Origin of the sequence: Fretibacterium fastidiosum (assembly GCF_000210715.1) — a bacterium.
In the GTDB taxonomy this organism is placed as follows: domain Bacteria; phylum Synergistota; class Synergistia; order Synergistales; family Aminobacteriaceae; genus Fretibacterium; species Fretibacterium fastidiosum.
Window position 1 is genome coordinate 2,139,407 of sequence record NC_021038.1, and the last position, 19,916, is coordinate 2,159,322.

19 protein-coding genes are annotated in these 19,916 nt (G+C 59.7%); 15 read left to right on the forward strand and 4 right to left on the reverse strand.

Annotation, left to right across the window (positions count from 1 at the left end):
• The 3 genes from SY1_RS09680 to SY1_RS09690 form a co-directional block, all read right to left on the reverse strand.
• A partial coding sequence (locus SY1_RS09680) for a hypothetical protein (RefSeq protein ID WP_208873627.1) occupies positions 1-1,099 on the reverse strand: 1,099 nt, incomplete at its 3' end.
• A 75-nt stretch (positions 1,100-1,174) separates the two neighbouring features.
• On the reverse strand, positions 1,175-2,479 hold the full coding sequence (locus tag SY1_RS09685; RefSeq protein WP_015556913.1) for a dicarboxylate/amino acid:cation symporter: 1,305 nt from the start codon (positions 2,477-2,479) through the stop codon (positions 1,175-1,177).
• A gap of 563 nt (positions 2,480-3,042) precedes the next feature.
• A complete protein-coding gene (locus SY1_RS09690; protein ID WP_015556914.1) occupies positions 3,043-3,813 on the reverse strand; it encodes an IclR family transcriptional regulator in 771 nt (256 codons plus the stop codon).
• A 360-nt stretch (positions 3,814-4,173) separates the two neighbouring features.
• Here SY1_RS09690 and SY1_RS09695 point away from each other — a divergent pair, with 360 nt between their 5' ends.
• The 15 genes from SY1_RS09695 (at position 4,174) to SY1_RS09765 (ending at position 18,780) form a co-directional block, all read left to right on the forward strand.
• Positions 4,174-4,371 (forward strand): 4Fe-4S binding protein, encoded by a 198-nt coding sequence (locus SY1_RS09695; RefSeq protein WP_015556915.1) that lies wholly within the window; start codon positions 4,174-4,176, stop codon positions 4,369-4,371.
• Positions 4,372-4,385: 14 nt separating this feature from the next.
• Positions 4,386-5,462, forward strand: a complete 1,077-nt coding sequence (gene vorB / locus SY1_RS09700; RefSeq protein ID WP_015556916.1) for a 3-methyl-2-oxobutanoate dehydrogenase subunit VorB — start codon at positions 4,386-4,388, stop codon at positions 5,460-5,462.
• 1 nt (position 5,463) lies between these two features.
• Positions 5,464-6,222, forward strand: a complete 759-nt coding sequence (locus SY1_RS09705; RefSeq protein WP_015556917.1) for a thiamine pyrophosphate-dependent enzyme — start codon at positions 5,464-5,466, stop codon at positions 6,220-6,222.
• A gap of 3 nt (positions 6,223-6,225) precedes the next feature.
• On the forward strand, positions 6,226-6,762 hold the full coding sequence (locus SY1_RS09710; protein WP_015556918.1) for a 2-oxoacid:acceptor oxidoreductase family protein: 537 nt from the start codon (positions 6,226-6,228) through the stop codon (positions 6,760-6,762).
• A gap of 373 nt (positions 6,763-7,135) precedes the next feature.
• Positions 7,136-8,719: a BCCT family transporter gene (locus SY1_RS09715; RefSeq protein WP_015556920.1), complete on the forward strand. Its 1,584-nt coding sequence runs from the start codon at positions 7,136-7,138 to the stop codon at positions 8,717-8,719.
• Positions 8,720-8,780: 61 nt separating this feature from the next.
• Complete coding sequence (locus tag SY1_RS09720; protein WP_015556921.1) at positions 8,781-9,851, forward strand: proline racemase family protein; 1,071 nt, start codon at positions 8,781-8,783, stop codon at positions 9,849-9,851.
• Positions 9,852-9,943: 92 nt separating this feature from the next.
• A complete protein-coding gene (locus SY1_RS09725; protein ID WP_208873629.1) occupies positions 9,944-11,146 on the forward strand; it encodes a CaiB/BaiF CoA transferase family protein in 1,203 nt (400 codons plus the stop codon).
• A gap of 17 nt (positions 11,147-11,163) precedes the next feature.
• Positions 11,164-12,432 (forward strand): L-lactate MFS transporter, encoded by a 1,269-nt coding sequence (locus SY1_RS09730; protein WP_208873630.1) that lies wholly within the window; start codon positions 11,164-11,166, stop codon positions 12,430-12,432.
• A gap of 353 nt (positions 12,433-12,785) precedes the next feature.
• A complete protein-coding gene (locus SY1_RS09735; protein WP_208873631.1) occupies positions 12,786-13,229 on the forward strand; it encodes a Fur family transcriptional regulator in 444 nt (147 codons plus the stop codon).
• 95 nt (positions 13,230-13,324) lie between these two features.
• Positions 13,325-14,263, forward strand: a complete 939-nt coding sequence (locus SY1_RS09740; protein WP_208873632.1) for a metal ABC transporter solute-binding protein, Zn/Mn family — start codon at positions 13,325-13,327, stop codon at positions 14,261-14,263.
• Between the two features lie 11 nt (positions 14,264-14,274).
• A complete protein-coding gene (locus tag SY1_RS09745) occupies positions 14,275-15,018 on the forward strand; it encodes a metal ABC transporter ATP-binding protein (protein ID WP_208873633.1) in 744 nt (247 codons plus the stop codon).
• Positions 15,015-15,842: a metal ABC transporter permease gene (locus SY1_RS09750; RefSeq protein WP_015556924.1), complete on the forward strand. Its 828-nt coding sequence runs from the start codon at positions 15,015-15,017 to the stop codon at positions 15,840-15,842. The genes SY1_RS09745 and SY1_RS09750 overlap by 4 nt, the downstream gene beginning before the upstream one ends.
• Positions 15,843-15,861: 19 nt before the next feature.
• A complete protein-coding gene (locus SY1_RS09755) occupies positions 15,862-16,308 on the forward strand; it encodes a TIGR03943 family putative permease subunit (protein WP_015556925.1) in 447 nt (148 codons plus the stop codon).
• Between the two features lie 185 nt (positions 16,309-16,493).
• Positions 16,494-17,849, forward strand: a complete 1,356-nt coding sequence (locus tag SY1_RS09760; protein WP_015556926.1) for an MATE family efflux transporter — start codon at positions 16,494-16,496, stop codon at positions 17,847-17,849.
• 211 nt (positions 17,850-18,060) lie between these two features.
• Positions 18,061-18,780 (forward strand): glycoside hydrolase family 191 protein, encoded by a 720-nt coding sequence (locus tag SY1_RS09765; protein ID WP_208873634.1) that lies wholly within the window; start codon positions 18,061-18,063, stop codon positions 18,778-18,780.
• A gap of 125 nt (positions 18,781-18,905) precedes the next feature.
• Here the strand turns inward: SY1_RS09765 and SY1_RS09770 are convergent, their stop codons facing one another.
• Positions 18,906-19,658 carry a class I SAM-dependent methyltransferase gene (locus SY1_RS09770; protein ID WP_208873635.1) on the reverse strand — a complete coding sequence of 251 codons (753 nt, stop codon included), beginning with the start codon at positions 19,656-19,658 and terminating at the stop codon, positions 18,906-18,908.
• Positions 19,659-19,916 lie beyond the last annotated feature (258 nt).

The window sequence follows — 19,916 nt, forward strand, 5'->3', positions numbered from 1 at the left end:
CGGGCTCCAGCCTCGGAATCTTCCAGTGGGCCTGATACTCCGGCGTGGTGACCATGGAGAGCACCGCCGAGATCCCCGGCAGGGTCCCCGCCCCCCGTACGCGGTCGTTAAGCGAGCTGGTCATGAAGGTCACGCCGCCGGCGTCTTCGCTGACGAGCTGCGCCAGCTCCGCCGTCAGCTCCGTCTTCTCCCGGGCGGAGTCCGCGGTCCGCAGCTTCTCCGCGGTGGCCATGATGCGGTCCGCGAAGTTTGCCGTGGCCTGAGCCAGGGCGCCCTTCGGCATGGGCATCATGTTCTTCTCATAGCGGATGGGCAGCCCCAGAGCCCGCCCGGCGTCAAAGAGCGCGGAGCCAAGTTCCATGCAGTCCACGCCCTCCTGGGCCCGGACCATGTACTGGTTTTCCTTCACCCCGTCAGCCATGGCGGGGATGAAGGCCTTGGACTCCACCACCACTGTCGGGACCTCGCGCAGCCCCAGTTCGTACATCAGCTCCCCCTTCTCCGTCCAATCCGTGTTGCCCTCGTAGTCCTCGTCGGGGCCGATGCCGCCCTTCGTGCCGTTGATGACCAGCATCAGGGACACGGGCACGCCCTCCACATCCAACACCGTCCCGGCCGTAACGTCGTACTTGTTCTCGAAAGTCTCCGAAGTGACCCTGAGCCCAGGGCCCATGGCGCGCCGGAAGGAGTCCAGAACCGCCAGAGCACAGGCCCCCTGGAGCGTCACGGGGACCTCCCCGACCCCTTGGCCGTACAGGCGGCCGAAGGTGTCCAGGGCCACGTTCTGGGAGTAGAGGGCATCGCGTCCCGCGGCACGCTCCAGGAGCTCTGCCTCCGCTGGCGTGACGCCCCGCCGGGGGCTCAGGGTCGCCGTACCGCCCCCCCGCGTTGTCACCGTGATGGTGTTGGCATCCACGTCGGCTTCCGCACAGGCAATGGTGGTATCCACGGGCATGGCCCTCTTCAGCAGCCCCGCGGCCACGGCAAAGCCGGCGGAGTCGTCCTGGACGAAGCCGCTGTGGCTGTGTACGTGGCCAACCCCCACGTGGCCGACCACGCCGAACCTCCCCCGGCCTTCCCGAAGTCGAATTGCAATCATGATGGGTCCTCCGTATTACTTTTTTAAAAAATAACGGCGGCAGGGCCTATCCCTGCCGCTGCATGCACCGTGACCTCACTCGGCAAACGTTTTCTTCTCGTTGAACTTGTCCCGGTTCAGGGTCCCCAGCAGGGAGGTGGTGGTGACCATGCCCACGGTATCCCCCGTGACGTTCAGCATGGTGTTGGGCATGTCGATGAGGCGGTAGATGCCCGCAACCCAGGGAACGATCGTGAGGGGCAGGCCCATGCTCTGCATCATGATGGCAGACATCATGATGCCGCCGCCGGGCACCCCAGCCACCCCTGCAGCCATGATGACGCCCAGCAGGCAGATCACCGCCAGCTGCCCGAAGCCGAACTCAAGGCCGAACATCTGGGCGGCGAAGATGGCGTAGATGGGCATCTCGGCGCAGCAGGCCTGCATGTTGATGGTGGCCGCCGGAGGGGCGATGAGCTCGACGGCCTCCGCCGGCACGCCCGCGCGCTCCTTGGCGCATTTCATGGTCAGGGGCAGCGTGGCGCTGGAGCTGCAGGTGGAGAAGGCCAGGAGCATGGCCGGATACATGTTGATGTAATGCTGAAGGGGGTTGACCTTCGCCACGAACTTCAGAATCAGCGGCAGGATCACCACGATAATGGTGGCATAGGCGATGTACTGCGTGGCCAGCATCTTGCCCAGGCCCGTCAGGACCTCGTTGCCCAGGGTGCCCGTGACGTCCGCCATGAGGCACAACACACCGACGGGGGCAAAGCCCATGACGACCTCAACGACCTTGGTGATGGCGGTGTTGCCATAATCGAAGAACTTCTGAAGGCCATCCTTCGCCGGAAGGTCGTTGGGCAGCACCGCGATGGCGATGCCCAGGAACAGGGAGAAGATGATGACCTGGATGATGTTGAAATTGCCGAAGGCCGCCGCCGCGTTGTCGGGGATCCAGTTCACCAGGGTCTGGACCAGGTCCACGCTGTCCGTGGAGAACACCTCCGCCTTCTCCGCCAGGTTGATGCCCACGCCAGGCTGGATGATGTAGGCCCATACCACGCCGCACACGGCGGACAAGGCCGAGGCAAGGAGCCAGTACACCAGGAACGTTCCCCCCACCTTCTTGAGGCGGCCCAGGTCCGCTACGCCGGCCACGCCCGTCACGATGGAGAAGAAGATGAGGGGCAGGATCGTCATCCTCAGGAGCCGGATGAAGATGGTGCCCAGGGGCCCCGTCACGACACTCCACGTCTCGTAGCTGCCCTTGAAGGCCCACCCAAGGATGGAGCCCAGCACCATGGCGATCAGGATTTTGCTGGCAAGGCCCACCCTCTTCCTCTCCTTCTGAACGGGCTGCTGCTCAACCTGCTGCACTTCCTGCCTCTCTTCACTCATTACCGACACTTCCCCTCTCAATAGAATAAATAATTTGCAATATTTAAACATGCCAGCAGAAGGTGAGAGAAGATAAAAAAGACCCCTATAAGCAGACGACCAACGAACAAAGCGAGCTGTGTCCAGAAAGCGGGGCATCCCATGTCGGTCGCCTGGAAGTTTCGTCCGATGGCAGTCATTCGCGGTAAATGAGTTTTACGAGCACGAACAGCAAAGGAGACTGTCACCCGGAGGCCGCCCCTTCCTCTAGAATTCTGATGGGAAGGGCATAGGTTGTTTTCATTTTATAGCAATAGAGCGAGAAAGTATACCGGGTCTTCGTAGACGGGGATGCAGAAGGCCGCAAGATTTTCGGTGCCCTGAACCGACCGTCCCTCAACGATCGGCAGGGAACTCCGGCATACCTCGTCAAAGGCGCTTACAGTGCCGACGAGACAGGCAAGCTCTATCGCCTGCGCCACAAACGCTGCCGGTCGGCTTTCAAGCCGGAAAACGAAGAACTGTAATCCCTTCTCCGGAGTCGGCTTGCCTGTTGCACCTGGTTTGACAATCCAGCTTGCTTTTTATTTTATCGAATAACTGAGCATGTAGGCCAGGCGTTGGGTCTGATTGAGCAACGCACTCGTGACGCGCTGAAGTGCCGCCTCGTCCAAACGGCTGAAGGAGAGGCTGATGGCGCCAATGGCCTTATGCCTGGCGTTGACGAGCGGGGTCCCCACGCAGAAGAGCCCAGCCTCCGTCTCCTCCTGGTCCAGGGCATAGCCACGCTGCCGCGTCTTGTGGATATCCATCAGGAAGTCATCAAGGTTCGTGATCGTCTTGGGCGTGAAGCTCCGGATGTCCATCCTGTTCCAGAAAGAGCGGATATCCTCATCCGGGGATACGCTCAGGATGGCCTTACCCGCGGAGGTGGCGTAAAGCTGGGACCGCTGTCCCACCCGGGTGTAGACGGAGAAGTTTGAGTGTGCAAGGTCGAAACTCTCCAAGCACAGAAGCTCGTCCTGCTCCCGGACGGAAAACTGCGCGATGACGTCGAGCGCGCCCGAAAGGTGGTCCAGCGTCTCACGGATGAAGGGGATGTACTCCACCCGGCGCACGGCGCAGATGCCAATCTCGTAGGACTTGAAGCTCAGGGAGTAGCTTCCCTTCTCGTCGCGTTCAAAATAGCCGTTGCTCACAAGGGCATTCGCGATGCGCAGGGCAGTGGCCTTACTCAACTCCAGGCCGGAGTAGATATCCTTCAGGCTCATGACGCCCCTCCGGGCCACGAGCTCCATCACGGCAAAGGTGCGGTCGATGACCTGTACGGACTGCGGTTCAATCTGGCCGGGCATGATGGGCTTCTCGATTTCCTCCTTGATGTTCGATCGTCTATGGACCGCATAATATCATATTTGCCCAGCTTGTCAATAAAAGTGAAACGCATCAAAGAAAACTTTTAATAGAAATTAAAAAATTAACATTTTATGGACGATAACTCAAAAAACAAAAACACTGGTTTCATAATTTACACAATACGTTTCAAAAATTAAATAATATTTTGATGGTAAATCATTTAAGCGAAACTAATTCGGTTTATATATAAAATTATCAAAACAAAAGTCTTTACACGTTTCAATTTTTATGTTAGTATCGGGTTGCGTTCCAAAATAAATGAAACCACAATCAAAAATCTGCAATCTGGGGGGACCGCAATGGCGAAAGCGAGCGCGAATGTGGAACTGTGCAAGGGGTGCCAGCTCTGTGTGGGCAACTGTCCGCGAAAGGCAATCATTCCGCTGGAGACGGTCAACAAGAAGGGCTATGAGATCATCAAGGTCGATCAGGACCTGTGTATCGGCTGCGGCATCTGCTACAAGGTGTGCCCCGACTACGTGTTCACGATCGAGTGAGGAGGGGAAAAAGCATGGAATACGCTCTCATGAAGGGCAATGAAGCGATTGCCGAGGCCGCTCTGCGGGCGGGCTGCCGGTTCTACGCGGGCTACCCCATCACGCCGCAGAGCGAGATACTGGAGTACATGTCCGATCACATGGAGAAGCGGGGCGGCGTGTTCATTCAGGGGGAGAACGAGGTGGCGAGCATGAGCATGCTCTACGGTGCAGCCGCCTGCGGCGCCAGGTGCATGTCCAGCTCCTCCGGCCCGGGCTTCGACCTGAAGCAGGAGGAAATCTCCTATCTGTCGGCCGCCGGTATCCCCGCCGTCCTCGTCAACTCGATGCGTTTTGGACTGGGGGACGGCGAGATCACCGCAGGACAGGATTCCTATTGGGTGTCCACCAGGGGCGGCGGCCACGGCGACAAGCGTCTTTTGGTTCTGGCACCGGCCTCCGTGCAGGAGTGCGCGGACCTGACATACCTGGCTTTCGACCTGGCGGAGAAGTATCGCAATGTAGTGGAGATATTGAGCGACGGCGCCATCTGCCAGATGATCGAGAAGGTCTACCTGCCTGCGGAAAAGGAACACGATATCGACAAGTTCGACTGGACCCTCACGGGCAAGCCGAGGGAGCAGAAGAAGAACAAGGCATACAACCTGAGCTACTACATGGGCTACGAGGCCTACAACAAGATGATGCGCGACAAGATTGAAGCCATGCACCGCGATGAACAGCGCTGGGATTCCTTCCAGATGGAGGATGCGGAACTTCTGCTGATCGCCTATGGCATCTCGTCCCGCGTGTGCCGCTCTGCCGTGCGCCTGGCCCGAAAGGAGGGTATAAAGCTGGGGCTGCTCCGGCCCATCAGCGTGTGGCCCTACCCCGCCGACGCTTTCAAGAAGATCCCGACCAGCGTCAGGGGGTACGTGACCGTGGAGATGAGCATCACGTCTCAGATGGGTGAGGATATCCTGCTGGCCAGCCGCGGCGACCGACCGCTCTACGGGTACCTCACGTCAAAGGACCTGCCCACGGCGGAGGGGATCGTCGCCCACTGCCGCGAGATACAGGAGGGCAAAATTCAGCCCATGGAGGTGTTGTAAGATGCCCGTTTTCAAGAAACCGGAATCCATCATCAAGGCTGCAGGGTACTGCGGAGGGTGCGGCCATGGCATCATTCAGCGCACGATCGCCGAGAGCATCGAGGAGCTGGGGCTTCAGGACAAGGTCATCGCCTCCGTGGACATCGCCTGCGCCTTCTGGGCCCAGGACGCATTGAACTACGAGTTCATCGCCGGCCCCCACGGGCGCTGCGCCGCCGTGGCCACCGGCATCAAAAAGGTCCGTCCCGACGCCACGGTCTATGTCCATGCCGGCGACGGATGCTCCTACGTCATCGGACTGTCCGAGACCTGCTTCGCCGCCATTCGCGACGTGCCCATCACCATGATCGTGGTCAACAACGGCACCTTTGGCATGACCGGCGGGCAGATGAACCTGGCCACCACCCTCCTGGGCGACAGGACCGTCAGCAGCAAGGCCGGCCGCAGGCAGGACACCATGGGGCACCCCGTGGATATGCTCAAAGCCATCGCCGGCTTCGATGTGGAGTTCCTGGCACGGGGCGCGCTCTACGACCCCAGGCACATCGACCAGACGAAGCAGTTCATAAGGAAGGGCTTCGAGAACCAGCGGGACAATAAGGGCTTCTCCCTCATCGAAGTTCTCTCCCCCTGCCCCACCAATTGGAAGCTGACGCCGGTGCAGTCCATGAAGAAAATCAAGGACGAGATCGAGAAGGTGTTCCCGGTAGGCGTATACGTCGACAGAAGCGCCGCCCGAGAGAAAGAGAAGGGAGCGTAGACCATGGCGGATATCATCATGGCGGGCTTTGGCGGACAGGGCGTTTTGACCGCCGGCAAGATATTGATCGACGTGGCTGCCCACGAGGGAAAGAACGTCAGCTGGACCTCCTCCTACGGCGCGGAGATGCGGGGCGGCACGGCCAGCTGCAGCGTGGTCATCTCCGATGAAGAGATAGGCAGCCCCTACCCGACGAAGCTGGATATCCTTCTGGCGCTGAACGAGCCGTCCTACGACAAGTTCATTGGACAAATGCGCGACGGCGGAACTGTCATCGTCAACAGCTCCCTCATGAGCGAGCGGGAGTATCCAAAAAATGTGAACGTTTACCTGATCCCCGCCACGGATCGGGCCAACGCCATCGGCAACGGCAGGGCGGCCAATATCGTGATTCTGGGGGCCATGATCAAGGCCACGGGCCTTATCGACCACAATGCTTTTGAAGAGGGCCTGGACCGCTATTTCAGCCGGAAAGGCCACAGCAACCCCAAGAACCTGGAGGCCTATCGCATAGGCCGCGACGAAGCCGTGAAGGCTTAAAAGGAGGAGGGCGGTAACAAGGCTGACGATACCGAAAAAGCCATGCTGAATGGAGAATGGGGGTGAAATCCGGCAGCAGGCCATCCAGGCGCTTTACGATTTGGCAATCCTTCATGGAGATATAGAGGAGCTCCTAAAAGATCGTTGGTTGTCATGACGATAGTACCGTATATGCGGGGGAAGCCCGGGGGGCTTTTGCCGAAATGGTGGCAGAAAAGGGGCAAAATTCGCCGTCTCCCCAATTCCCCTGTTGCGCAGCGCGCTTCTTTTGTGACAAATCCGAATGCGCTTCCGGCAGAAAAAGGAATCGTATGCGTATACCCTGCCGCTGTTTAAATTCCCGATTCAAAAATGAAACTAGAGGTGAAAATTGATGGGTACACAGTTGGAAGATAAACGGATGAATAAGGCGGCGTTCTGGCCGGCTATCATTATCCTGGCTCTGTTCATCACCTCCGGCGTTATCTGGCGCGAGCCCGTAGGCAACTTTATGACCACGCTGCTCTACGGTATGGCAGACTATCTGGGTTGGTACATCAACCTGCTGTCCCTGGCATTTATCATCCTCGGTGTGGTGTTCGTGGCCGTTCGCTACGGCGACGTAGTTATCGGCGGCAAGGATGCGAAGCCGGCTTACAGCATGCCCATCTGGTGTGCCATGTCCATCTGTTCCGGCATCGGCACAGGCCTCCTGTTCTGGGCTATGGGAGAGCCCATGTACCACTTCATGACCACGCCTACAGCCGTAGGGACGGCGGGCTCACGGGATGCGGCTATCTTTGCCGTGGCCCAGGCCATGTGGGATTGGAGCTTTGTCCAATATTGCATGTATGCCATCTGCGGTGCAGCCTTCGCAGTGATCTGCTTCAACCGCAAGAAATCCCTTTCCTTCAATTCCATCATAGAATGTGCTATCGGCAAAAAAATCCCCTGGCTCAACACGCTGCTTACCGCTGTCGTCATCTTCTGCATCATGGGCGCTACATCAAACTCCATGGGCGTAGGTTTGATGCAGATCGGCGCGGGCTTGGAGGCGGCTTTTGGCGTTCCGCAGTCCCGCTTGATCTGGCTGCTGGCCGCTATTTTCATTGGCTGCGTGTTTATTACCTCCTGCGTCACGGGTATCAGCAAAGGCTTGAAATACGTCTCCACCTGCTGTATGTATTTCTTCTTCTTCCTCATGGGTTGGGTCCTGATTTTCGGAAATACCCAGTTCATCAGCAAGATAGGCTCTGAATCCATTGGCTACATCATCGACAATTTCGGAAAGATGACCGTCATGACCAACGTGCTCACTACAAACGACAGCTGGTTCGCGGACTGGATCGTTCAGTACTGGGCCTCTTTCATCGTCTACGCCCCGGTCATTGGCATGTTCCTTGCCCGCATGGGCCGCGGCCGCACGGTTCGTACCTTTATGCTGGTGCAGATCCTGGTCCCCTCCTTCTTCTGTATCGTCTGGATCGCCATCTTCGGCGGCCAAGTCATTCACCTTCAAACCTCGGAGGCCTTCGACGTATGGAACGCCGTCAATACCTCCGGTATGCAGGCCACAGTGTTTCAAATCATCGGGACATTGCCTATGAGCAACTTCGTCACCATCATGTTCCTGTTGTGCATTGTCATGAGTTTTTCCACTCTTGCCGATCCCATGGCTTCCTGTGTCGCCACCCTCGCCTGCCGCAAACTCGAGGCCGATGCCGAGCCCCCCATGTTCCAGAAAATCCTGGCGGGCTGCATCCTCTGTGGCACGGCCTACACGCTGGTGGCCACGGGAGGAATCAATTCCGTCAAGGGCATGTTCACGCTGGTGGGACTACTCCAGAGCATCATTCTGATCATGTGCGCTATCGTCCTCTTCAAGTATTGCAAGAAATGCTACGACGCCTATTTTGAAGGCCGCGAAGAGAACGGTGAATGGGGCGTCGTGGAAAACCCCATCGACGTCGAGGAATAAACAGCAAAGCCACCAACCAACAGCACCGCAATCATTAAAATTAATTTCAGGAGGCAGAATCATGAGCTTTAAGAGAGTGCTGAATGTTGTCGAAACCCACGATGGCGAGCCCATGCGCGTTGTTACCGGCGGCGTGGGACACATTCCCGGAAACAGCGTCTACGAAATGGAGGAGTACCTGCGTCTTCACGATGACGGCCTGCGCAAGCTGCTGCTCCGTGAGCCCAGGGGATATCCCCCTCTCTGCTGCAACATCATCGTTCCTCCCAAGCATCCCGATGCAGCCGCAGGGTTCATCATCATGGAGCAGACCGAGTATCCCATGATGTCCGGCGGCAACGTCATCTCCGTGGCCACCGCTCTGTTGGAGACAGGCATCATCCCTATGAAAGAGGGGATGAACGAGTTCAACCTCGAAGCACCGGCAGGGCTTATCGGTATCAAGGCCCGGTGCGAGAACGGAAAGGCCGTGGCTGTGACCTTCAAAAACGTTCCGGCCTTTGCCGTGCACACGGACAAGGAGATCGCCGTTCCTCACATCGGCCACGGCGTGGAGAAGGTGAAAGTGGATGTAGCGTGGGGCGGCATGTTCTACGCTATGGCTGACGCCCGACAGTTCCCCTGGATCAAGCTGGTCCCGGAGATGGGCCGGGAGATCACCCGGGTTTCCTCCCTGATCCTCAAGGCCGTCCAGGACCAGCTCCCCGTGGAGCACCCCAACTACCCTGGCGTGGGCGTCACCATCTCCCAGCTCTATGACCCCGAAAACTACAAGAGCGACACGGTGGACGTAAAGAACGCCGTCACGGTGGCCAGTGGCGCTGTGGACTTCGACGATCCCTCCACCTGGATCGGCGCCCTGGACCGCTGCCCCTGTGGTACCGGAACCTGTGCCCGTATGGCAGCTATGTACGCCAAAGGGGAGCTGAAGCTGAACGAGAAGTTCCGTCATCAGGGGCTCCTGGGTGTGGTCTACACCGGCGAGTTGGTGGAAAAGGCAAAGATAGGCAAATACGACGCCGTGGTCCCCACCATCACTGGAGAGTCTTGGATCTACGGCTATGGAAACCTGGTACTGGACCCCACAGACCCCTTTCCGGAAGGATTCACCATTGGCGACATCTGGGCCTGACAAAGGACAACTTTTGCGGGGCGCGGTTCTTCGCGCCCCCTACCTTTCATTGAACACTCAACACGGAGGACGTTATGGACGACAATCGCAGCATGCATGAACTTCTCTCAAAACGCCCCCTGGAAGGCGTGCGCATCATGGACATGACTCACGCCTACAGCGGCCCCTTCTGCACCATGCACTTGGCCGATCACGGCGCCGAGGTCATCAAGCTGGAGGTCCCGGGCAAGGGCGACCAGAGTCGGACCTGGGAACCCATCAAGGATGGCGCCAGCGGGTACTTTTCATGCTACAACCGGAACAAGTACGGGTTGGCCCTGGACCTCAAGAGCGACGAGGGAAAGCGTATCTATAAGGAACTGATCGCCAAGGTGGACGTGGTTGTGGAGAACTTCCGCGTGGGGACCATGGAGAAGCTGGGGCTGGGGTATGATGTGCTGAAGGAAATCAACCCCAGGCTGATCTACGCCTCCATCTCCGGCTTCGGCATTGAAGGGCCGGACGCGCCCCGCCCCTGCTACGACATCGTAGCCCAGGCGTTGGGCGGCATTATCGGCGTCACCGGCTTCGGCGACGATATCGTGAAGGTGGGACCCGCCATCGCAGACAACTACTCCGGGACGTATCTGGCTTTGGGCATCGTCATAGCCCTCTTCCAGAGAGAGCGCACAGGGTTGGGGCGGCGGCTCGACGTCTCCATGGTGGACTCCATCTTCTCCATCCTGGAGGTCGGCCCCCTGGCTTACACCATCAAGGGCGAGATTTCCAGGGCTATCGGGAATCGCGATCCGGGCATCACGCCCTTCGATGCGTTTCGGGCGTCGGATGGCATGTTCGTCATCGCCTGCGGCACGGATCGCTTCTTCGCCGCCCTCTGCAGCGTGATGAACATGCCGGACCTGCCCAGGGACCCCCGTTTCGCGACAAACTCCCTCCGCTGCACGCATGAGGCAGAGTTGAAGGAGATCATTGAGAGCTGGAGCCTCAAACACAATGTGGCCGACATCGAGCGGCAGATCCTGGCCGCGGGCATTCCCTTCGGGAACATTCTGACGCCGGCTCAGGCCTGCGAAAGCGATATCATACGTCGTCGCAACATGCTATGGAAGGTCTACGATCCGGCTTTCGGGAAGGAAATTGAGATCATCGGCTCCCCCATCAAGATGCACGGCTGCGCGGACGCGCCCCGCAAGGCCGCTCCTGGGATTGGCGAGGACACGGACAGCATCCTCAAGGAGCTCATCAATATGAGCGATGGGGAAATTGCGAAACTGCATGAGAACGGCGTGATCTGATGGCATCCCGGATAAGTATGCAGGACGTTCAGACGCGAAACGCGGCACTGTCCAGGAAGCGATGGAGCATCCTGGCGGCCAGCTGCCTCGCCAACCTCTGCGTGGGTTCCGTCTACTCCTGGAGTGTCTTCGCCGGGCCCATGGCCCGGCATCTGAACGCCTTGAACGGCACCTCCCTGACAGCAGCGGACCTGGCCATCGTGTTCTCCCTCGCCAACGGCGATGCCTTCATCACCATGATCCTTGGAGGCATCCTGGACAGGACCCTGGGGGCCCGGTTGATGATCCTTATCGGCGTCACAGTCTTCGGGCTGGGGTTCATCGTCAGCAGCATGGCGACCAATACCCTCACTCTGGCGCTGGGATACGGCATTCTCTGCGGGCTGGCAGAGGGCTTCACCTACGTCTGCACCATCAGCAACACCGTGAAGTTCTTCCCGGATAAGAAAGGCCTGGCCGGGGGGATCAGCACCGCCTCCTATGGCCTCAGTTCCATCCTGATCCCACCCGTCGCCGACGCCCTGACCCATGCCGTTGGGGTGAACCGTGCCTTCCTCATCTTTGGCGCCGTGATCATTGGCCTGGCCTTTGTCAGTTCGCTGTCGATCGTTAACTGCCCGGACGATTTCGTCCCGGACGGGTGGACGCCGCAGGCTGGGATGGGGGCCGCGGGAGCCGGGGACAAAAGCACGTTGCAGATGCTCTCCTCTTCCGTCTTCTACGTGATGCTGGCCATGCTCTTCGTCGGCTCCACGCTGGGCCTGATGGCCATCTCTGAAGCCGCCAGCATCGCCCAAACGATGATCGGCATGACCAGTGCCGCAGCGGCGCTTGTCGTCTCCGTCCTGGCGCTGTTCAACACGGCGGGGCGCATCGCGGCCGGCTGGATATCGGACAGGATAGGGCGTGTCAAAACCTTGATGGCCGTGTACATCCTGGCAGCCGCTGCCTCACTCACAACCTACGTCAGCGGCGGGAATAAAAGCGTGGCGCTCTTCTGTGGCGGCATCTGTTTGGTTGGCCTCTGTTATGGCGCGTTCATGGGGGTGTACCCCGGCTTCACCAGCGACCAGTTTGGCGTGAAGCACAGCTCGCTGAACTACGGCGTCATGTTCGTTGGCTTTTCCTCTGCAGGCTTCGCGGGTCCCATGACGATGCGGGCCGTCTTTAACGGACAGGGCAGCTACAGGCCGGCATTTCTGATGGCTGCAGGCCTCGCCGTATCCGGCCTCGCAATATCCTTTCTCTACAGGGCCATCGCCAAAAAGGACGAACTGTCGGGCTGAGTGCAGCGCCCCCTCTCCGAAGAAGACCTCATGGTGCATTGAAAGGTCAAGACACTCGCCGGGTGGTTGTTCAACTGCCCGGCACAATCCTCCTTGCTTCTCTCAAAAACCAAAAAAAATCTCAACATGCGGCGAAGACAGGCTTCTCGCGTTTCCCACCGCACCGGACGGGTGCAGGGCCAGAGTCGGCTTACCTCCACAACGGCGGGCTTGCCCCCCGATAAAACCGTCGCAACCTGCAAATTTGATCGCGATTTTTCCCGATAACCTTGACAAATTTTTGCGGCTGAGGTATTTTTCTTCAAGTTGATTGTGCGTCTCAGTTTCAGTTTGTGCCGAAGGAGGGGGAGAGCGTGAAGGGTCTGGAGGAGAATGCGCCCCGCGACCTGCGAAGGAGCACGAGGCAGAAGAACCTGATCCTGCGGTGCCTGAACGCCGCGAAGGGTGACCACCTGACGGCGGAGGCCCTTGTGGATCGCCTCAAGGCGTCGGGGACCCCAGTCAGCAAGGCGACGGTCTATCGCTTCCTGGCCGAGCTGGAGGAGGCGGGGCGCGTGCGGCGCTACCGCAGCCCCGACGGCGGCCCCGCCCTGATCGAGTACTCAGGCGACGCGACTGAGGACGAGGAGGACTACCACCTCCTCTGCGAGACGTGCGGGACGATGCTCCACATCAACAGCGAGCCCCTCCGCGAGGCCTTCCACCGCTTTGCCGATGAGAACGACCTCGCGATCGACGAGAGCCGGCTCGTCCTCTACGGGCGGTGCCCCGGCTGCGTCAAACGGGGGCGCCGTTGAATTGCGTTCCCGACGCAGCGGCTCCCTCAGGGGCCCGTGCGCGGGGCGCCGTTGGTTCCAATTTATTCTTTATTTTTTCTGGGAGGTTACCGAGTTTGAGGATTTCAAGAACGTTTGCGGCGGGCCTTTGCGCCCTGGTTTTGGCATTGGCGGCGGGAGGCGCCGGGGCTGAGGAGAAGAAGCTTTTGGTCGTGTGCAGCCTCTTCCCGCAGTACGACTTCGTCCGACAGGTGGCCGGAGATCGGGCGGAGGTGCAGATGCTCCTGCCCCCAGGGGTGGAGAGCCACACCTTCGAACCCCGCCCGTCCGACGTCAAAACGCTGAACGAGGCGGACGTCTTCGTGTTCACGGGAAAGTACATGGAGCCTTGGGCCGATCGCATCGTCCAGAGCCTGGACAACGAGAAGCTGGTCGTGGTGGACGCCTCGCAGGGAGTCGCCCTTCAAAAGGAACCGGACCACGAAGACCGCGACGAGCACGGGAATACGCACCACCACCATCACGAGTACGACCCGCACATCTGGCTGGACCTGTCCCTGGCCCAGAAGATGGTGGATAACATCGTGGCGGGGCTGACGGCAGCCGATCCGGAGCACGCAGACCTCTACGCGAAGAACGCCGCGGCCTACAAGGCCCAGATGGCGGAGCTGGACGCGGAGTTCGCCTCCCTTGTGAAGAAGGGCAGGCACCGGACCCTGGTGTTCGGCGGACGTTTTGCGTACCTCTACTTCCTGAAGCACTACGGTCTGAACTACGTGACGGCCTACGACAGTTGTTCCTCCGAGGGCGAACCGGGCCTGCAGCGCATCGCCCAGGTGATCCAGTACATGAAGAAGAAGGACATCCGCTGCCTCTTTCACGAGGAGTTCGTCGTCCCGAAGGTCGCGCAGTCCATCGCCGAGCAGACGGGAGCGAAGTTGCTGACGTTCAGCACGGCCCACAACCTGACGAAGGACGAGTTCGAGAAGGGCGTGACCTTCCTGGACATCATGCGGGCCAACCAGAATGCCGTCGAGCAGGCCCTTACCCTGTAGGAGGACGGTCGTTGAATCGGCCTGACGACAAGGTGCTCCTGTCGCTCTCTCACGTCTCCATCGCCTACGGCGCCATTCCCGCGGTGGAGGACGTGTCCTTCAGCGTCGAGGAGGGGGAGTTCTTCTGCATCGTGGGAGCCAACGGATCGGGAAAGAGCACCCTGATCCGCGGCATCCTAGGCCTGACGCCCCTGACGAAGGGCCGCGTCGATCTGAGGACGGGGCTTGAGGGGACGGCCTACGTCCCCCAGGTCGAGGGGGCCGATCGGGACTTCCCCGCGACGGTGTGGGAGATCGTCCTTTCCGGGACCCAGAGACGGGGCTGGCGCGTCCCGTTCTACACCGGCGCGGACAAGGCGGCGGCGGCGGCGGCGCTGTCCACCTTCGAGATCGCGAACCTTGCAGGCCGGCGAATCGGGAAGCTGTCGGGCGGACAGATGCAGCGCGTCCTGCTGGCGCGGGCGATGTGCCGCGGACCGAAGCTGCTGCTGCTGGACGAGCCCTGTTCGGGGCTGGACGAGGAGAGCCGCCGCGCGTTCTACGTCCTCCTCACCCGGCTTCACAGGGAACGGAGGACGACGATCGTGATGGTCTCGCACGACCTGGACGAGGTGGCCGAGCGCGCGTCGCGGGTGGCGGTGATGGCGCGGCGCCTGCTCTTCGTGGGGACGCCCGATGCCTGGCGCAGCGGGGTCTGGAAAGCGCCCTCCCTCGACTCCGAGGGCGTCCCGGCCTTCGTGGAGGTACCGGCATGACGTTTCAGGAGGTCTGGGAGGTCCTCTCCTACCCGTTCGTCACGCGGGCGCTGATCGTCGGGGTGATGGTCTCACTGTGCGCCTCCATCCTCGGCGTGATCCTCGTCCTGAAGCGCTATTCCCTGATCGGCCATGGGCTCTCCGAGGTGGGGTTTGCAGCGCTCTCCGTGGCCCTGGCCTTCAACCTGCCGCCACTCTACGTTTCGACGCCGCTGGTCGTCGCCGCCTCCTTCCTCATCATGTTCGTCAGTCAGCGCAAGAGGGTGGGGGGCGACGTGGCCATCGGCATCGCGGCTTCGGGGGCCCTGGCCTTCGGCGTGCTGGTCACCGCCCTGACGCGGGGGATGAACCTCGACGTGTGCAGCTACATGTTCGGCAGCATCCTGGCGATGACGAACGAGGACGTGATCCTCTCCGTCGCCCTCTCGCTCTTCGTCACGGGGCTGTTCGTCCTCTTCTACAACCGGCTCTTTTTGATCACGTACAACGAGGACTACGCGCGGTCGCTGGGGATCAACGTCACGCTCTATCAGTTCCTGATCTCCTTCCTCACCGCCCTCACGGTGGTGTTGGGCATGAGGATGATGGGGACGCTCCTGATCTCAAGCCTGATCATCCTTCCGGCGGTCACGGCGCGCCGGCTGGTGCGCAGCTTCCGCGCCCTCGTCGTCCTGGCGGCCTGCATCTCCCTGGCCTGCTTCGCGGTGGGGCTGTTCCTCTCCTTCGTCTGGAACCTCCCCACGGGGGCCGGCATCGTGTCCGTCAACGTGGCGGCTCTGATGGGGGCAGTGCTCCTGGCGCGCCTCATGGGGCGCACGGCCTGAGCTTGAGGAGGCCCTTGCGATGAGAAAAAAGATGAGGACACCCCGCGCATTCCTCGTCCTGTGCCTTTTGCTGGCCGTCGCACCCGCGGCGGCTGCGAAGCCGGACTACGTGATACGCGAAAACTTCTTCGTGCAGATGATCACGGACATCTTCATGAACCTTGGGGACTACCTGGGCAAGACCATCCAGTACGAGGGGTTCGTCCTCCCCATCACGGAGGAGGACTTCAGCGATGGACCGGAGAAGTTCGCCGTTGTCCGCATCGCGATCTGCTGCGGTCCGGACAACGCGCCCATCGGCTTCGCCTGCATCGGGAAGGACGCCCCGCCTGAGAACGCCTGGGTGCGGGTCGTCGGCGTGCTGCGGGAGCGGAAGCTGGAGGGGGAGGAGGAGCCCTACCCCTACCTTGAGCTTCAGGAGCTGGAGGTCCTGCAGAAGCGCGGCAAGGAAAAGGTCTCCATGTGACCCGGTGACGGAAAAGCGCGCGCCGGAGCCCTGCGCGGCGGCGAACTTATCTTCCGGCGCAGGACCCATCCGGCTTCTCTATAAAGGCCTTCGGCGGTCGCGGCGCGCTGTCGAAGAGGATGGATGACCCGGCACAGGCTGCTGGATGGTCGTGGCGAAGCCCGCTGAGAGGAAGGTGCGGCACGATGAAGGAGACGCGCGGCGTGGACTTGACCGAGGGGTCCGTCGGGAAAAGGCTTCTGCTCTATTTCCTGCCCATCCTCGCAAGCAGCCTGTTCCAACAACTCTACACCACGGTGGACGCGGTCATCCTGGGACAGTTTGCGGGAAAGACCGGGTTGGCTGCCATCGATGCCGTCTACAGCTTCCTGAAGCTGCCCGTCAATTTTTTTGTGGGGCTGTCCGCGGGGACGACCATCCTGATCTCGCAGTTCTTCGGGGCCAGGGACCACTCGTCCTTATCCAGGGCCGTCCACACCGGAATCGGTTTCGCTCTGGCCGGCGGCCTGGTGCTGTCCGTCCTGGGGTTTCTCGCGGCTCCCCTTTGCCTGAAGGCGATGGAGGTGCCGCGAGAGCTCTTTGACGGGTCGCTCTCCTACGTCCGCATCCTTTTCGGTGGGTTCGCCCTCTCCATGCTCTACAACGTGGGCGCAGGAATCCTTCGCGCGGTGGGCGACTCCAGGACGCCGTTTTATGTGCTGATCGCCGCAGGAGGCGCCAACGTCGTCCTGGACCTCGTCCTGGTGGCGATATTCAAGATGAACGCCCCCGGCGCGGCGCTCGCCACGGTATGCGCCCAGGGGCTCAGCGCCGCGCTCGTGCTGCGGGTCCTCCTGAGGACGAGAGCGCCTTATAGGGTGAGCGGCGCGGAACTCAGGGTCGACAAAGCCATGCTGCATTCCATTTGCAGGATCGGCCTTCCGGTTGGCCTTCAGTCCGCCCTCTATCCCGTCGCCAACATGATGGTTCAATCCGGCATCAACCGCACGGGCACGGACAACATCGCAGCGTGGGCGCTGTGCGGAAAGCTGGATTTTCTGATCTGGCTGATCGCGGACTCCCTGTCCGAAGCGGTCGCCACCTTCGTGGCGCAAAACCATGGGGCGGGGAAGTACGCCCGCACCAGGTTCGGCGTCAGGGTCGGCCTTTTCATGACCGTTGGCTTTATCGCCCTGGTCAGCGCTGCCCTGTTCTTCGGAAGCGTTTCGCTGGGGCGCCTGCTCATCAATCCCGCGGACCTCGACATCGCCTTTGAAGCCGGCAAAATCATGCACTTCCTTGCGCCGCTGTATTGCCTCTATGCGATTGGAGAGGTGTACGCAGGGGCGATCCGGGGGACGGGAGAGACCTTCAAGCCAATGCTCATCACCCTGCTGGGAACCTGCGCGACGCGAATCCTCTGGATCCTTTTCGTCGTCCCGCGGCACCCTGGATTTTACACGATCCTCGGCTGTTATCCCGTGTCCTGGGCCGTGACCGCCGTCGCATTTCTCCTTTATTATCAAGCGCATAAGAGACGCGCGCCGGCGCTGTGCTCGTGAGGCGTCGTCCCTGAGCGGGCCCTTGACCGCGGTATGCCCGACGGAGAATCAGAGAACGGCACCAATGCAAATGAAGAAAGGGAGGGGAAAGGGATTGATGGAATACACAAAACGAAAACGATTTTTTGTGCTGTGCGTCGTCCTCTGCGCTGCGCTCTGCCCTTCAGCTTCCGTTGCCGGCCCTGCGGCGGCGCATTCACGGGAATACGGGGTGTTCCTCGGCATCGGTGCCGAAGAAATAAACAGGCTGGAGGACTGCCGCCTCATCGTGATCGAACCGTCGGAATTTCAGGCGGATCAGGTTGCGAAACTGCACGACGCCGGAAAGACGGTGTACGGATACATCAATATCGGGGCGGTTGAGGAATATCGCCCTTACTATGGGCGCTTTAAAGGGGCAACGCTTGCCGTCTATGAGAGCTGGCCGGACGAACGGTGGGTTGACGTCTCCTCTCCTGCATGGCAGGACTTCATCGTCCACGAACTGGGAAAACGGTATGCCCGCATGGGCTTTGACGGTTTCTTTCTGGACAACGCGGACGTCTATGACCATTACCAGACGGACGACGTGTTTCACGGGCTTTGCACGATCGTTAAAGGGCTGAAAGGCTACGGCCTCCCGCTTGTGATCAATGGCGGAGATCGCTTCGTTTCAAGGTGCATGGAGGAAGGCACTGCGCTGTCCTTGTTCGACGGGGTCAATCAGGAGACGGTCTTCACCAGCATCAATTTTGAAAACGGCACTTACGGCGTGCAGCAGGAAGCGGAAACCGCTTATTACCAGGAATACCTTGAAAAAGCGAAGGGCTGCGGCTTATCCGTTTATCTCCTGGAATACGGAGCGGATCGGGCGCTTTCAAAACGGATAGACGCCTATTGCAGAGGGCACGGTTTTCTCTGGTACAACGCCGACGGGGCGGAGCTTCGATAAGATCATCGCATCTGACGAAAGCGCCCGAAGAGATTTTCCGACGTGCGGGAAGGCAAGCCGCGGCCCATTCGCGTCTGATTTTCTGTCCGTTTCTGCCTCCCCTCTCAGGGCGCCTTCCCGCGCTTTCAAGCCCTTTTCACGCTTCTGGTCGCGATGTACGACGTGATGTTGTGGTCACACAGGTTCCCTGAGCCGTTCGTATCATCGTAGAGATGGGTCAAAATAAATCCGGCTTCCAACTGTCCGTTGATCTGCTCCTCCAGAGTGTGTGAAAACTGTATGCCGCCGTTGCTTTTCTGCATTTGTTTCAAGTGGCTGGGATGTTTTATCGGGTTAAACGGCAATACGTTGACGAGCGTTGTCTCGTCCTCGTTAAATGCATAATTGATGCCGATATCCAACCCCGACATCAGCACGCCGCCAGCCTTCAGCACCCGATAACATTCCCTCCAAATGGGCTTTACGTCCTCGACGTAACAATTCGAGACCGGATAAAAGATCAGATCGAAAAAATCGTCCTCGAACGGTAATTTCTTCGTCATATCGGCATGGACGAGGGCGATGGCATAGCCTTCCCGCTCGGCCACGATCCTCTCGTTCTCCAACTGCTTCTCCGAATAGTCCAGGACCGAACACTCTGCGCCTAAGGCCGTAAAAATCGGCATTTGTTGGCCTCCACCGCTGGCCAGTCCCAGAACCTTTTTCTTGTTGAGGTCCCCAAACCATTCGCGTGGAACGGTTTTTACGGGCGTAAGTTTTACACTCCAACGGCCGTGGATCGCTTCAGAATATTCATCGTGACTGACGTATTGCCCCCATTCCCAGCCATTGCTCACCCACTGGTCTATGGTTTTCGCGTTGATTTCCGTGTAACCCATAATCATCATCCCTGCATAAGAAGTATCGTCGGCGAATTGGGACTGCGGCAGCAAAGCGAGGGGAGCGGCATTCTTTGCACACCGCACAGGACGTGGACGCCACGGGGACACATTCTACGCCAAACGCCGGAACTCGTAAAGTAAAGATGCCTCTCCCCAAATCCACTTTTGGGGTTGTAATCCGTTCTTGTTATAATAACGCCAATGAATACGTCATCTGCGGGAGGTGAGGACCATGGATAAGGATACGGAAGCCGA